Annotated in this window: 13 protein-coding genes; 4 read left to right on the top strand and 9 right to left on the bottom strand. The window is 71.3% G+C overall.

Annotated elements, in window-relative coordinates; translation table 11 throughout:
* Positions 1-59 precede the first annotated feature (59 nt).
* The 3 genes from ACWEK3_RS34970 (at position 60) to ACWEK3_RS34960 (ending at position 2,196) form a co-directional block, all read left to right on the top strand.
* Positions 60-671: a hypothetical protein gene (locus tag ACWEK3_RS34970; protein ID WP_450546809.1), complete on the top strand. Its 612-nt coding sequence runs from the start codon at positions 60-62 to the stop codon at positions 669-671.
* Complete coding sequence (locus tag ACWEK3_RS34965; RefSeq protein WP_450546808.1) at positions 668-1,144, top strand: ferritin-like domain-containing protein; 477 nt, start codon at positions 668-670, stop codon at positions 1,142-1,144. The genes ACWEK3_RS34970 and ACWEK3_RS34965 overlap by 4 nt, the downstream gene beginning before the upstream one ends.
* Positions 1,145-1,272: 128 nt before the next feature.
* Positions 1,273-2,196: an aminoglycoside phosphotransferase family protein gene (locus ACWEK3_RS34960; protein WP_450546807.1), complete on the top strand. Its 924-nt coding sequence runs from the start codon at positions 1,273-1,275 to the stop codon at positions 2,194-2,196.
* Positions 2,197-2,462: 266 nt separating this feature from the next.
* On the opposite strand, the gene ACWEK3_RS34955 is transcribed toward ACWEK3_RS34960, so the two are convergent.
* From ACWEK3_RS34955 to ACWEK3_RS34920, 8 genes are all read right to left on the bottom strand, one after another.
* Positions 2,463-4,163, bottom strand: coding sequence for a proline--tRNA ligase (locus tag ACWEK3_RS34955; protein ID WP_453251529.1), 1,701 nt, complete (start codon positions 4,161-4,163; stop codon positions 2,463-2,465).
* Positions 4,164-4,269: 106 nt separating this feature from the next.
* The gene (locus tag ACWEK3_RS34950; RefSeq protein WP_450546806.1) at positions 4,270-4,863 is read right to left on the bottom strand and encodes a GNAT family N-acetyltransferase; all 594 of its coding nucleotides are present in this window, start codon (positions 4,861-4,863) and stop codon (positions 4,270-4,272) included.
* Positions 4,864-4,917: 54 nt separating this feature from the next.
* Positions 4,918-5,766 carry a GNAT family N-acetyltransferase gene (locus tag ACWEK3_RS34945; protein ID WP_453251528.1) on the bottom strand — a complete coding sequence of 283 codons (849 nt, stop codon included), beginning with the start codon at positions 5,764-5,766 and terminating at the stop codon, positions 4,918-4,920.
* A 167-nt stretch (positions 5,767-5,933) separates the two neighbouring features.
* Positions 5,934-6,824: an ABC transporter permease gene (locus ACWEK3_RS34940; RefSeq protein WP_450546804.1), complete on the bottom strand. Its 891-nt coding sequence runs from the start codon at positions 6,822-6,824 to the stop codon at positions 5,934-5,936.
* On the bottom strand, positions 6,824-7,759 hold the full coding sequence (locus ACWEK3_RS34935; protein ID WP_376543912.1) for an ABC transporter permease: 936 nt from the start codon (positions 7,757-7,759) through the stop codon (positions 6,824-6,826). Before ACWEK3_RS34935 ends, ACWEK3_RS34940 begins: the two co-directional genes overlap by 1 nt.
* Positions 7,756-9,057, bottom strand: a complete 1,302-nt coding sequence (locus ACWEK3_RS34930) for an ABC transporter ATP-binding protein (RefSeq protein ID WP_453251527.1) — start codon at positions 9,055-9,057, stop codon at positions 7,756-7,758. Before ACWEK3_RS34930 ends, ACWEK3_RS34935 begins: the two co-directional genes overlap by 4 nt.
* Positions 9,054-10,283: an ABC transporter substrate-binding protein gene (locus tag ACWEK3_RS34925; RefSeq protein WP_450546802.1), complete on the bottom strand. Its 1,230-nt coding sequence runs from the start codon at positions 10,281-10,283 to the stop codon at positions 9,054-9,056. The genes ACWEK3_RS34930 and ACWEK3_RS34925 overlap by 4 nt, the downstream gene beginning before the upstream one ends.
* A 102-nt stretch (positions 10,284-10,385) precedes the next feature.
* Positions 10,386-11,444 carry a LacI family DNA-binding transcriptional regulator gene (locus ACWEK3_RS34920; RefSeq protein WP_453251526.1) on the bottom strand — a complete coding sequence of 353 codons (1,059 nt, stop codon included), beginning with the start codon at positions 11,442-11,444 and terminating at the stop codon, positions 10,386-10,388.
* Between the two features lie 319 nt (positions 11,445-11,763).
* Between ACWEK3_RS34920 and ACWEK3_RS34915 the strand changes: the two genes are divergently transcribed.
* Positions 11,764-13,257, top strand: a complete 1,494-nt coding sequence (locus ACWEK3_RS34915) for a glycoside hydrolase family 28 protein (RefSeq protein WP_453251525.1) — start codon at positions 11,764-11,766, stop codon at positions 13,255-13,257.
* Positions 13,258-13,398: 141 nt separating this feature from the next.
* On the opposite strand, the gene ACWEK3_RS34910 is transcribed toward ACWEK3_RS34915, so the two are convergent.
* On the bottom strand, positions 13,399-13,599 hold a 201-nt coding region (locus ACWEK3_RS34910; protein ID WP_225080531.1), incomplete at its 5' end, for a flavodoxin-dependent (E)-4-hydroxy-3-methylbut-2-enyl-diphosphate synthase.

Below are 13,599 nucleotides of genomic sequence, written 5' to 3'. Positions count from 1 at the left end.
ACCGTGATCACGGGCGAGCCGCCCCTCCCACTTTCTTCACGCACCCGAGGACGTCTGCCGTGCCGTTCCCCTCACCTCCGCGCGCCCTGGCGGGCCCGCGCAGAAGGAGCCTGCTCGCCTCGGCCGCGGGGGCCGCCCTGCTCGTGGGCTGCTCCACCGGTTCCGACGACTCCGGCGGCACGGGCCAGGCCCCGTCGGCCGCCGAGCGGATGCGCGCGCGTGCGGCACGCGACAGCGAGGAGCTGGCGTGGCGGTACGACGCGGTGATGGCCGCGCATCCGGCGCTGGCGGAACGGCTGCGGCCGCTGCGCGCGCACGTCGCGGCGCACGCAGAGGCGTTCGGCGGCACCGCGAAGGCCTCGCCCGGCGCGACGGCGTCGACCACGCCTCCGGTGACCCCCACCGCGCCGCCGGCGGCCTCGGCCACGCCCGAGGGCTCCGGTTCGCCCGAGGACTCCGGGGCACCCGCGGGAGCCGAGGCCTCGGGCTCTCCCGCCGCCCGGGAGACCGCGAAGTCCGCCCTGGCCGGGCTCGCCGCCGCCGAGCGTTCCCTGTCCGACCGGCGCACGGCGGCCCTGGTCCAGGTGCCCGGTGAACTGGCCCGTCTGCTGGCCTCGGTGGCGGCGGCCGGTGCCGCGCACGCGTTTCTCCTGACGGAAGGTGACAAGTGAGCCAGGTGACGGACCGGCGGCGGCTGGAGGCACTCCAGGCGGCGCTCGCCGCCGAGCACGCGGCCGTGTACGGGTACGGCGTCGTCGGCGGCAGGATCGGCGAGAGCCGGCGGGCCGAGGCGCGGTCGGCGTACGACGCCCATCGGGCACGGCGGGACGCCCTGGTACGCGAGGTACGGGACCTGGGCGGGCAGCCGGTGGCCGCGGCGGCCGCCTACGCGCTGCCGTTCCCGGTGCCGGACTCCGCGGCGGCGGTACGGTTCGCCGCCGAGCTGGAGGAACGCGTGGCCGGGGTGTACTCCGACCTGGTCCGGGCGGCCGCGGGCGGGCGGCGGCGGGAGGCCGCCGGGGCGCTGCGCGAGGCGGCGGTCCGGGCGGTGCGCTGGCGCGGGGGGAGCGTAGCCTTCCCTGGTCTCGCCGAACGGGCCGGTACGGCGGGCACGCCCATGGCTTCGAAGGCACCGACGCCATAGGGCGTACGAATCCCGCGGACGGGCACGGACGGGAGGAACGGGACGGCACACGAGGCGCCCACGGCGCACGGCGACAGCGGAGAACGCGTCCAGGAAGACCAGGAAGTCCAGGAAGGAACGACTCGCGCATGGCTTTCGAACCGCCGCGGCGTCTGGTGCGGGCGCTGGGTGAGACCGCACCGGACGGGGACGACTGGCTGGAGACGCTGCCCGGACTGGCGCGGCAGGCGGTGGCGCTGCGCGAGCTGACCGTCGAGCGGGTGCAGATGCCCGGCGGACGCAGCAGCCTCGTCGTACTGGTGCGGACGGCGGACGGGACGCCGGCCGTGCTCAAACTGGCCCCTGCCCGGGCCCGTCCGGAGAGCGAGCGGGCCGCGCTCGCGCACTGGGGCGGGCGGGGCGCCGTGCAACTGCTGGAGGACGGGCCGGTCGGTCCGGTCGGTCCGGTCCCGGTCGAGGGTGTGCTGCTGCTGGAGCGGCTGCACCCGGACGTGTCGGTGCGGTCGCTGCCGGAGGCACGGGCGCTGCTGGAGGCGGCGGGCACGCTGCGGCGGCTGTGGGTCGAACCGCCCGCCGGGCACACCTTCGAGACGGTCGAGGAGCGGACCGGGCGGCAGGCCGGGGCGATGCGGGCGAGCGCGGAGGCCGACCCGGAGGTGGCGCCGCTGGTCGAGGTGGCGCTCACCGCCCGCGCGGAACTGCTGGCCGCGCCGCCCGAGCGGCGGCTGCTGCACGGCACGTTCCGGCAGAGCAAGGTGCTCGCCGGGGACCGGATGCCGTGGCTGGCCGTGGGCCCGGACCCGGTGGTCGGCGAGACCGCCTTCGACTTGGCGCGGCTGGTCCGCGACCGGGTGGAGGACCTGATCGCCTCGCCGTCCGGCGCCGCCACCACCCGGCGCCGGATCAAGCGGCTGGCGGAGTCCCTGGAGGTCGACCGCGACCGCCTGCGCGGCTGGACGCTCTTCCGGGCCGTGGAATCCGGCGTACGCGCCCGCCGCGTGGGCCGCCCGAAGGACGCGGAACTCCTCCTGGAATTCGCCACCTGGCTCTGAGCCACCCGACCGCTTGGAACGAGCGGGCCCGCAGCCGACACGCGAACGCGGAGGCGGCCGCCTCCGACGAAACCACCCGGGCAGCACCGCCGTGACAACGGCCGCTCCCCCGCCCACCGGACGCCGGTCCGGGAGAGCGGTGACGCGGGGGCAGCGGACGGTCGGCGGATCTTGGTGCGGGTGCGGGGTCCGGCGCGTCCTCGTTCGCCTTGTGGCTGAACGTGCCTGACCCCACTTGATCCCGTGACCCGTTCCGCCGGGCGGGACTACGCCGTGAGGCGGGTGATCGCTTCCTCGACCGGGAGTTCTTCGCGCTCGCCGGTGCGGCGGTCCTTCAGCTCGACGACGCCCTCGGGCGCGCGGCGGCCGACGACCAGGATCTGCGGGACGCCGATGAGTTCGGAGTCGGTGAACTTCACGCCCGGGGAGACGCCGGCCCGGTCGTCGACGAGGACGCGGACGCCTGCCGCGGCGAGCTTCTGGGAGACCTCCAGGGCCACCTCGGTCTGCAGGGCCTTGCCGGCGGCGACCACGTGCACGTCGGCCGGGGCGACCTCCTTGGACCAGATCAGGCCCTTGTCGTCGGCGTGCTGCTCGGCGAGGGCGGCCACCGCGCGGGAGACGCCGATGCCGTAGGAGCCCATGGTGACGCGGACCGGCTTGCCGTTCTGGCCGAGGACGTCGAGCTTGAGGGCGTCGGCGTACTTGCGGCCGAGCTGGAAGATGTGGCCGATCTCGATGGCGCGGTCCAGCTTGAGGCCGGTGCCGCACTTCGGGCAGGGGTCGCCGTCCTGCACGACCACCACGTCGACGTACTCGTCGACCTCGAAGTCACGCCCGGCGACCACGTTCTTCGCGTGCGTGTGCTCCTTGTTGGCGCCGGTGATCCAGGCCGTGCCGGGCGCCACGCGCGGGTCGGCGATGTACTTCACCTTGTCCAGGCCCTGCGGACCGACGTAGCCGCGGACCAGGTCCGGGCGGCCCACGAAGTCCTCGGCGGTGACCAGCTCGACGGCGGCCGGGGCGAAGTGCGCCTCGACCTTGTCCAGGTCCACCTCGCGGTCGCCGGGGACACCGACGGCGACGATCTCCCCGTCGACCTTGACGAGCAGGTTCTTCAGCGTGGCGGAGGCCGGCACGCCGAGGGAGGCGGCGAGGGTCTCGATGGTCGGGGTGTCCGGGGTGGGGATCTCCTCGGCCGCGGGCACGGCGGAGCCGTCCACCGGCACCAGCTCGTACGCGATCGCCTCGGTGTTGGCGGCGAAGTCGCAGTTCGGGCAGTCGGCGAAGGTGTCCTCGCCGGCGGCGGCCGGGGCGAGGAACTCCTCGGACTTGGAGCCGCCCATCGCGCCCGCGGTCGCGGCGCAGATCCGGTAGTCCAGGCCCAGGCGGTCGAAGATCCGCTGGTAGGCCTGGCGGTGCAGGGCGTAGGACTCGGCGAGGCCCTCGTCGGCGAGGTCGAAGGAGTAGGAGTCCTTCATCAGGAACTCGCGCCCGCGCAGGATGCCCGCGCGGGGCCGGGCCTCGTCCCGGAACTTGGTCTGGATCTGGTAGAGGATGACCGGCAGGTCCTTGTAGGAGGTCGCCTGGTCCTTCACCAGCAGGGTGAAGATCTCCTCGTGGGTCGGCCCGAGCAGGTAGTCGCCGCCCTTGCGGTCCTTCAGACGGAACAGCTCGGCGCCGTACTCGTCCCAGCGGCCGGTCGCCTCGTACGGCTCACGGGGCAGCAGCGCGGGCAGCAGCACCTCCTGGGCGCCGATGGCGTCCATCTCCTCGCGGACGATCCGCTCCACGTTGGCGAGGACCTTCTTGCCCAGCGGCAGCCAGGTCCAGATCCCGGCGGCGGTGCGCCGTACGTAGCCCGCGCGGACCAGCAGCTTGTGGCTCAGGACCTCGGCGTCCGCCGGGTCGTCGCGCAGCGTCTTCGCCAACAACTGGGACATGCGCTGGACCGGTGCGTTGGCCATGGTTCTCGTACTCCTGCCGATGGTGGCCCCCGCTCGGACGAGGCCGAGAGTGGGGGAAGCTGATGGCTAGGAGGTTAGCCGGGCTTGCCGCGCCGGTGGAAATCGGTTAAAGCCGACCAGGCGCCGGGTCCAGGCGGCGGCGCAGCGGCAGCGGGGCGCCCATCACGGCGTACGGTTTCGGCGCGCTGGGGAAGTGCACCTGGCGGGCGAGGTCCTCGTAGCCCAGGGAGTGGTAGAGGCCGCGGGCCGGGCTGTCGGTGTCGATCGCGGAGAGGATCGAGCGGGGCTCGCTCGCGCTGTCGGTGATGGTGGTGATCAGGGCCCGTCCGATGCCGCGGTTCTGGTGGCTCGGGTGGACGTGCAGTTCGGTGATCACGAAGGAGTCGTCGAGCCAGTCGTCGTGGCCGCGGGCGCGCAGGTAGGGCTCGACGACGGTGGACCACCAGTGGGTGCGGTCGTTGGGCATGCCGTAGACGAATCCGGCGAGCCGGCCGTCGGCCGTGGTGGCGCCGAGCGCGCGGGCCCCCCGGCAGGTCATGTGGCGCAGCACGATCTGCCGGCGTACGGCCACCTCGTCGGCGCCGAGACCGAAGGCGACGGCCTGCACGGCGAGCGCCTCGTCGACGCGGGCCGGCAGGTCCAGGGGGCCGATCACGACGTCGTCGCTGCGGCGGTGTCCGCGACCGGGGAAGTGCGCCATGCCGGGAGACTACAGGGCGTGCACGGGGCGCTGAACAGCGCAGTGAGGCGCAGGTCAGAAGAGAACGCTCATGAACGCGCCGACCTCCTGGAAGCCCGTCTTCAGGTAGGTGCGCCTGGCCGCGGTGTTGAAGTCGTTCACGTACAGACTGACCACCGGGGCCACGTCCGCCAGCGCGTACCGCAGGACCGCGGCCATGCCGGGGACCGCCAGACCGCGGCCGCGGTACTCGGGGGCCACCCACACGCCCTGGATCTGGCAGGCCTCGGGGGTCGCGGCGCCGATCTCGGCCTTGAACATCACCTTGCCGTGCTCGTCGAGGCGGGCGAAGGAGCGGCCGGAGCCGACGAGTTCGGCGACCCGCGCCTGGTAGAGCAGGCCGCCGTCCCCGGCGAGCGGGGAGACTCCGACCTCCTCGGTGAACATCGCCACGCAGGCCGGCATGATCGTCTCCATCTCGTCCTTGCGGATGCGGCGGACGTAGGGATCGGGAGCGATGCCGGCAGGCATGCGGTCGGTGACCATGAGCGGCTGGTGGGCGCGGATCTCGCGGGCCGGGCCCCAGCCGGGTTCCAGGAGCCGCCACAGCTGGGCGGTGGGTCCGGCCGGTCCCACGATGGAGGAGCAGCGGCGGCCGGCCCGGCGCGCACGGTCCGCGAAGGCCCGGACGGCCCTGGGAGTGGCGCAGATCGGGACGAGGTTGGCCCCCGCGTAGCACAGGGACGTGAGTATGCCGTCCTCGTACCAGCCCCACATCTCTCCGCCGAGCCGCCACGGGTCCAGTCCGGCGACCTGAACGCGGGACGTCACGAAGGCGTTCACAACCGGCTCGCGGCCGAGGACCGCGAGCGCGGCGGCGAGGTCGCTCGGTCCGAGGACCGCGGTGGTCGTCTGGGTCAACACGTCGGCGGGGCCTCACCATGAGGATCTACTGGTTCCCGCACTGTACCTGGCAGCGACGGGGGACGCCGCCCGGCGGTGAATGCCGCCCGGCACCGCCCCTGCCAGTGGGAACGGCCGTCCCGTACCCGTGGGAACGGCCGTCCCCTGCCCGTCGGAACGGCCGTCTCCTACGCGGACCGGTCCTCCTTGACGCGGGTCACCAACTGGGTGGGGTTGACGAAGCGCAGGGCGATCACCAGCAGCACGAGCATCGACAGCGTGTACATCACGGCCATCGCGTCGATGGACTGCTGGGTGCGGATACCGGCCGAGAAGACGGCGTAGTAGAGCGCCACGACGAGGGTCTGGCTGTCCGGTCCCGCAGTGAGGAAGGTGAGTTCGAACATGCCGACCGTGCGGACCAGGACCAGTACGGAGGCGGCGAGGATGCCGGGCACCAGCAGCGGCGCGAGGACGCGCAGCAGGACGGAGCCGGTTCGGGCCCCGCACATCCGGGCGGCCGCCTCGATCCTGGGGTCGATCTGCTCGATGAACGGGGTCATCGTCAGGACGACGAACGGCACCGACGGCACCAGGTTCGCCAGCACCACCCCGGTCAGGGTCCCGGCGAGCTGGAACTTGTACAGGACGGTGGCCAGGGGGATGCCGTAGGTGAGGGGCGGCACCAGGATCGGCAGCACGAACAGCAGCAGCACGGCCTTCTTGCCGGGGAAGTCCCGCCGGGCCAGTGCGTAGGCGGCCGGCACCCCGATCACCACGGACAAGGCGACGACGAGCACGGACACCAGCGCGGTCGTCCAGAAGACCTGGCCGAGCTGGAACTCCCGCCAGGCGGAGCCGTACCACTTCGTCGTCCAGCCCTGCGGCAGCCAGCTGGTGAACCAGCGGGTGCCCAGGGAGTCGACGAGCGGTACGCCGATGACTCCGGCGAGTTGGAGGAAGAAGAACCCGAAGACGAGGGCGGCGACCCAGGTGCCGGGGCGGATCCGGCGCCACCGGGAGGGGGCGGACGGGTCCGTACCGGACTGCGCCGCGGGGGTCTGCACGAGGTCGGCCATCAGCCCTTGCCTCCCGTCGCTCCTCGGTACAGCAGCGACCGCCAGGCGAGCACGAGGACGACGACCGCGAGCATCACCGCGGCCATGATCATGGCGATGGCGGAACCGAGGGAGTAGTCGAATTTCTGGAACGCCGCCTGGTACGCCTCGATCGAGATGACGTGCGTGGTCTTGCGCGGGTCACCGACCAGTTGGGCGGACGGGAACACCGCGAACGCCAGGACGAACGACAGGCAGAAGGTGATGGCAAGGCCCGGTGCGAGCAGCGGCAGGAGCACGTACCGCAGCCGCTTGCGCCAGTCCGCGCCGAGCGTCGCGGCGGCCTGCTCCAGGCTGGGGTCGATACCGGTCAGGTACGACAGCGTCAGCAGGTAGGAGAAGGGGAAGCCGGTGATGATCAGCGAGGCCAGCACACCCCAGTAGTTGTGCACGAGGGCGAGCGGCTCGTCGATGAGGCCGAGTCCCAGCAGGGCCTTGTTGAACCAGCCGTTGGGGCCGAGGTAGCCGAGCAGGCCCTGGGCGGTGAGGACCGTCCCGAGGGTGATCGGCATGACCAGCAGCGTGGTGATCAGCCGCCGGCCGCGGAACGCTCCGCGTGTGCGGAACGCGACTGGCACGGCGGCAAGGCAGTTGATCAGCGCGGCGGGCACGGCCAGGCCCAGGGTGATCCACAGGGTCTCCCGCAGATACGGATCGCTGAAGAAGAGCCGGTAGTTGGCGAACGGCCCCCCGCCCTGAGCGGGTTGGAACGACAGTCCAAGACCGTAGAAGAAGGGGTAGCAGAACAGCACGGCGAGGAAGAGCACGCCCGGGACCGCGAGGAGCAGGAGCCGGTCGACCCCGCGCTCGGCCAGGCGGTGGCGCAGCGCGGGCCGGGCGGCCGGGGGTTCCGGCGGCGCGGGCGGCGGGGCCGCGCGGGTGTCGGTGGCGCTCATGTGGCCACCTGTTTCAGGGTGTCGCGCGCCTCCCGCGACTTCCCGGAAGGCTCCGCCGCGCTCTCGTCCGCCGGTGCGGCCGCAGGGTTCCGCGGGTCGGGGGAGCCCGGCTCCCCGACCTCGGGGGCGGACGGCTCGGGGGCCGGTCCGTCCCCGGCGCCGGGGCCGCGAGACGGCCTCTTGCCAAGGTCGTTCGGCTGTCCGTCTCCGTCGTCGGCGGCGAAGACCAGGACCCGGTCGGGCGGTGCGACGAGCCGTACCGACTCGTCGGGCGCGAGCCGTTTCCGGGTGCGGAAGTGGACCCGCCGCCCGTCCGTCAGCCGTGCCTGCACGGCGAGTTCACGTCCGTGGTACTCGACGACCTCGACCGTCGCGGGCAGTCCCGGAGTGCCGGAGGTGCCATCCGGGGGGTCATCCCCGGTCACGGCGTCCAGGTCCTCGGGGCGGATGGCCGCCGTGACCCGGCCGCCGGCCGCCACGCCGTCACGGTCGAGCCCGACGAGCGGGCTGCCCGCGATGTCGACGACCACATGGGGGCCGCGGGTCCCGGTGACGGTGGCGTCCAGCAGGGTGCGGTAACCCATGAAGGAGGCGACATAGCGGTTGGCCGGGCGGCTGTAGACCTCCTCCGGGGTGCCGATCTGCTGGGTGCGGCCGTCGCGCAGCACGACGAGCCGGTCCGCGAGGGAGAGGGCCTCCTCCTGGTCGTGCGTGACGTACACGGTGGTCAGTCCGAGCCGCTGGTGCAGGCGGCGGATCTCCGCCCGCATCTCCAGGCGCAGCGCGGCGTCGAGGTTGGACAGCGGCTCGTCCATCAGCACCAGCCGCGGTTCCAGGACGATGGCGCGGGCGATGGCGACCCGCTGCTGCTGACCGCCGGAGAGCTGACCGGGCCGCTTGTGGGCGTGAGCGGTCAACTGCACCATGTCCAAGGCTCTGGTGACCCGTTCGGCGGCCTCGGCCTTGGGGACCTTCGCCATCTTCAGGCCGAAGCCGACGTTGTTCCGGACGGTCATGTGCGGGAACAGGGCGTAGTTCTGGAAGACCATGCCGAACCCGCGCCGTTCAGGGGCGAGTTGGTCGATGCGCTCCCCGTCGAGGAGGATCTGGCCGCCGGTCAGCGGCAGCAGTCCGGCCAGGCAGTTGAGGGCGGTGGACTTGCCGCATCCTGAGGGTCCGAGCAGCGCCACGAACTCGCCGCCCGAGATCTCCAGGTCCAGTCCCCGCAGGGCCTGGTGGCCGCCGAAGCTGCGGGTGACCCCGGCCAGGCGCAGGGTCGAGATACGGGCCCCCGTCACTGGCCGGCCACCTGACGGTTCCACAGCTCGAACGCCTTGACCTGCGCCTGCGAGGACAGCGACGGCTTCTTCGGGAACTGGTCGATCCACGTGTCGAACTCGGGTACGCCGTACTCCTTGATGACCTGCTGGGACTTGGCGGGCGCCATCGACAGCGGCACGTCCTTGACGGCCGGGCCCGGGTAGAAGTAGCCGTCGTCGTAGGCCTTCGCCTGCTGCTCGGGGGTGAGCATCCAGTGGAGCAGGTTGAGCACCGCGGACATCTTGTCGGCGCTGACGCCCTTGGGGACCACGGCGTACTGGGCGTCGGTCACCCAGGTCATGTCGTCGAAGTGACCGGCCTTCATCTTCTTCGGCACGGTGCCGAGCGCACGCGGGTTGATGTACCAGCCCGTGGTGCTCATGATCATGTCAACCTGACCGGTGGCCAGGTTCTTCATGGTCTCGGAGGTGCCCGAGCCGTACACGTCGACGTACTTGTCGAGTTCCTTCAGGTACGCCCATGTCTTGTCCCACCCCTTCTCGGGGTCGGACGGGTCCTTGTCGCCGAGGAGGTACGGCAGCCCCATCAGCCAGGTGCGGCCGGGGCCGGAGTTGGCCGGGTCGGCGTACTGGAAGCGCTTGGGGTGGGCCTTGGCCCAGTCGAGCAGTTCCTGCGGGGTCTTCGGCGGGTTCGGCACCTTGGCCGGGTCGTACTCGAACAGCGGCCCCGACGGGTAGTACACGACGGCCGTGCCCTTGCCCTGCGCCAGCTTCGCCATCTCCGCCGCCGGCGGCAGGTAGTCCGGGTTGCCGATGGCGTCCTGGTGCGCGGCCATGTCCGCCCAGAGGTCCTGCTCGAGCCCCGCGGCGAGGCCGTCGGTGCCGGTGAGGACCATGTCGATCTGGACGCGGCCTGCCTGCTGCTGGGCCTTGATCTTGCCGGCGAGTTCCGGAGCGGGCGCCTTGGAGTACGAGACCTTGCTGACGATCTCCGGGTGCTTCTTCTGGAACTCGTCGATCATTCCCTGGGTCAACTGGAGGTTCCCCGCGACGTCGAGGATCTCCAGCGAGACCGGCTTGCTGGGCTTGTCCGGCACCTTCTGGGCGGATTGCCCCTTGTCGTCCGAAGACTGACTGCTGGGCGCGCTGCATCCGACCATCGTGACCGCGAGCAACAACCCGGCGGCGACGAGGCGCTGAACAGACGACTTACGAGAACTGGCTCGGTTGATGATGCGGGACACAGCAACTCCCTGTGGGCATCGGCCCGATATTCAACAGCTACGGTGAGGAAACGCTTTCTCGGCCTGTGTGCCCGAACAAACTCCTGCCCACCATCGGATCTGTCAAGAAGGTGCGCCGGTCGAACCACGAACCTGCAGTTCAAAGGGGATGGATTCCCACTCGATATCGTCGCCTCCGGCCATCAGCCGCAGCAGCGCCTCGCCCGCCACCTGCCCAAGTCGCCCTCGGGGAACCGCTACCGTGGTGAGGGACGGCGACGAGAAGCGCGCCATGTCGATCCCGTCGAAGCCCGTCAGCGACACGTCGTCCGGAACCCGCACGCCGAGTTCCGCGAACCGGGCGAGCAGCCCGAGCGCCACGAAGTCGCTGTAGGCCATGACGGCGGTCGCGCCGACGCCGAGGGCGGCGTCGGCCGCCGCGTACCCGTCGTCGGTGGTGGAGCCGCCGCTGACCGTGTGCACCCGCAGCCCGAAGTCCTCCGCGGCGGCGAGGGCACGCATCCGCTCCTGGTGGGCCCAGGCGTGCTCGGGTCCGGCGACGTAGACGACGTCCCGGTGTCCGAGTTGGGCGAGATGTCCGCAGATGGCGAGGGCGCTGCGGAAGAAGTCGACGGTGATCGCCTGCAGACCGAGGCCAGGTACCTGCCGGTTGGTGACCAGGATCGGGGTGTCGCGGCCGGCCAGCGCGATGAGGTCGGCGCGCGGCATGCGCGGAGAGCAGAGCAGCAGACCGTCCGCGTACCGGATGAGATCCTCGGCCAGTTCCCGCTCTGCGGCGGGGTCCTCGTTGGAGTCCATGATCAGGACGCGGGACCCGTCGGCTCTGGCCACGGCGGAGACTGCCTTGATGATGTCGTGGAAGTACTGGTTCGCCAGGTCCGGGACGAGCACGCCGAGTGTGCCGGAACGTCCCCGGGCCAGGCCCTGCGCGGCGGCGTTCGGACGGTAACCCAGGTCGGCGACGGCGTCGCGGACCCGGTCCGCGAGGTCCGGGGCGACGGTGCCGACCCCGTTGATCACCCGTGAGACGGTCGACACGGAGGCGCCCGAGGCGCGGGCCACATCGGCGATGGTGACCCGTTTCGCACCCCGCCCGACGGCCCGTCTCACGGCCTCCCCGCCGCGTCCGGTGGCCTCTCCCGTGCGCCGCGTCGTGGTCATCGCATCCCCCCTGGGGTTCGTTCTGGTGATCAGATAACGATTTCTCAGCCTGCTCTCCAGCAAGTTAGCAGTCACGAGCGCGCGGGGAGAGGGCCGCGGACGGCCGCGATCACCTCTGAACAGCCGCTGGAGGGGCTCAGAAGGGCAGGTCGGCCGCCACATCGCGCCATGACCGAGGCTGCCGCTGTCCAAATCCGCTTGGTCGGAGGTCTTGACGCCCGGGTGAAGCGCCACAACACTCCGCTGAAACCGCTTTCTGGGTGGCCACCCGACCCTCGCACCCCCTGAACCCCTCGTCCACGCCAAGGGAGCACGTGTCATGTCGGAACACCGCGGTCGCAGAGATTTCCTGAAGGCCGGTGGCTTCGCGCTCGGCAGCGCATTGGTCGCGGGCGCCGTCCTGCGCCAGGGCACGGCCTACGCGGCCGCCGGCACTCCGCTCGCCGAGCCGGCGGCCACTTCGCCGTCATGGACCCCCAAGGAGGAGAAGGCCTGGGACCAGGCCTGGAAGAACATCGAGAAGCTGCGGCACACCATCAAGGCCCCGCACTTCCCGAACAGGAAGTTCCACGTCACCGACTTCGGCGCGATCGGTGACGGCACCAGCTACAACACCGAGGCGTTCAGGCGCGCCATCGCCGAGTGCCACCGGCGCGACGGCGGTCACGTCGTCGTCCCCGCGGGAGTATGGCTGACCGGTCCGATCCATCTGCTCAGCAACGTCGACCTGCATCTGGAGGCCGGCTCCACGGTCAGGTTCACCCAGGACGTGGACGCCTACAAGCCGCTGGTGCTGACCCGGTTCGAGGGCATGGAGTTCTACAACTACTCGCCCCTCGTCTACGCCTACGGTCAGCGCAACATCGCCATCACCGGCTCGGGCGTTCTCGACGGGCAGGGTGACAACAGCCACTGGTGGCCGTGGAAGGGCAAGGCCGAGTACGGCTGGAACAAGGGCGACCCGAAGCAGGACAACGCCCGAAACGCGCTGATGGCCATGGTCGAGCAGGGCGTTCCGGTCGAGGAACGGGTGTTCGGCGACGGCAGCTACATGCGGCCGATGTTCATCCAGCCGTACCGCTGCGAGAGCGTGCTCATCGAAGGCGTCACGATCAAGGACTCGCCCATGTGGAACATCCACCCGGTGGAGTGCACGGACGTGATCGTCCAGGGCGTCACCGTGACCGGGCTCGGCCCCAACAACGACGGTTGCGACCCGGAGAGTTCGAGAAACGTCCTCATCCGCGACTGCGTCTTCGCCACGGGGGACGACTGCATCGCCATCAAGGCGGCGCGGAACGCCGAGGGGCGCCGGCTCAACGTGCCGAGCGAGAACATTCTCATCGAGAACTGCGAGTTCCGGGACGGCCACGGCGGTGTCACCATCGGCAGCGAGATGACCGGCGGGGTGCGCAACGTCTTCGCCCAGAACCTGCGGATGACCAGCCCCGAGCTGCAGATCGCCATCCGGATGAAGACGAACTCGCTGCGCGGCGGGTTCATCGAGAACTTCAACGTCCGCAACGTGACGGTCGGCGAGGTCAGCATCTCGGCGATCGAGACCAACTACTACTACGAGGAGGCCGACGGATACCCGTTCATGCCGGACGTCCACGACATCACCATCAGAGACCTGACGGTCCAGAAGGCGCCGTACGCGCTGTCCCTGCGGGCCTTCCCGAACGCGCCCATCAGAAATGTCCGGCTGCGCGACTGCACGTTCGCGGAGGTGGCCAAGGCCGACGTGACCGAGAACGTCGACGGCCTGCGCCTCGACAACGTCCTCGTCAACGGCCGGCCGGCCGGTTCCTGACCTGTCAGGCGGAGGGAGGGGCCGCGCGGGAAAGGCCCCGCCGGTCCCTGCGCCCCGCACCGTCCGCTCGTTCGCGGGTGCGGGACGCCTCTTCGTCGGCCCGCCGTTCACCGGCGGGTGCGGCGCGGGGGCCGCGCGAGGTCAGCCGCTGACCGAGATCTCCGGCTCGCCCGAGGCGACGCCGTCCTGCTCCATCTGCTCGGCGATCTTCATGGCCTCCTCGATCAGGGTCTCCACGATCTTCGACTCCGGGACGGTCTTGATGACCTGCCCCTTGACGAAGATCTGCCCCTTGCCGTTGCCGGAGGCCACACCCAGGTCGGCCTCACGGGCCTCACCGGG

This window comes from Streptomyces sp. NPDC004721 (assembly GCF_053601495.1).
The sequence above is the reverse complement of the archived record's forward strand: the minus strand, read 5'-3'. Positions and strand labels throughout refer to the sequence as shown.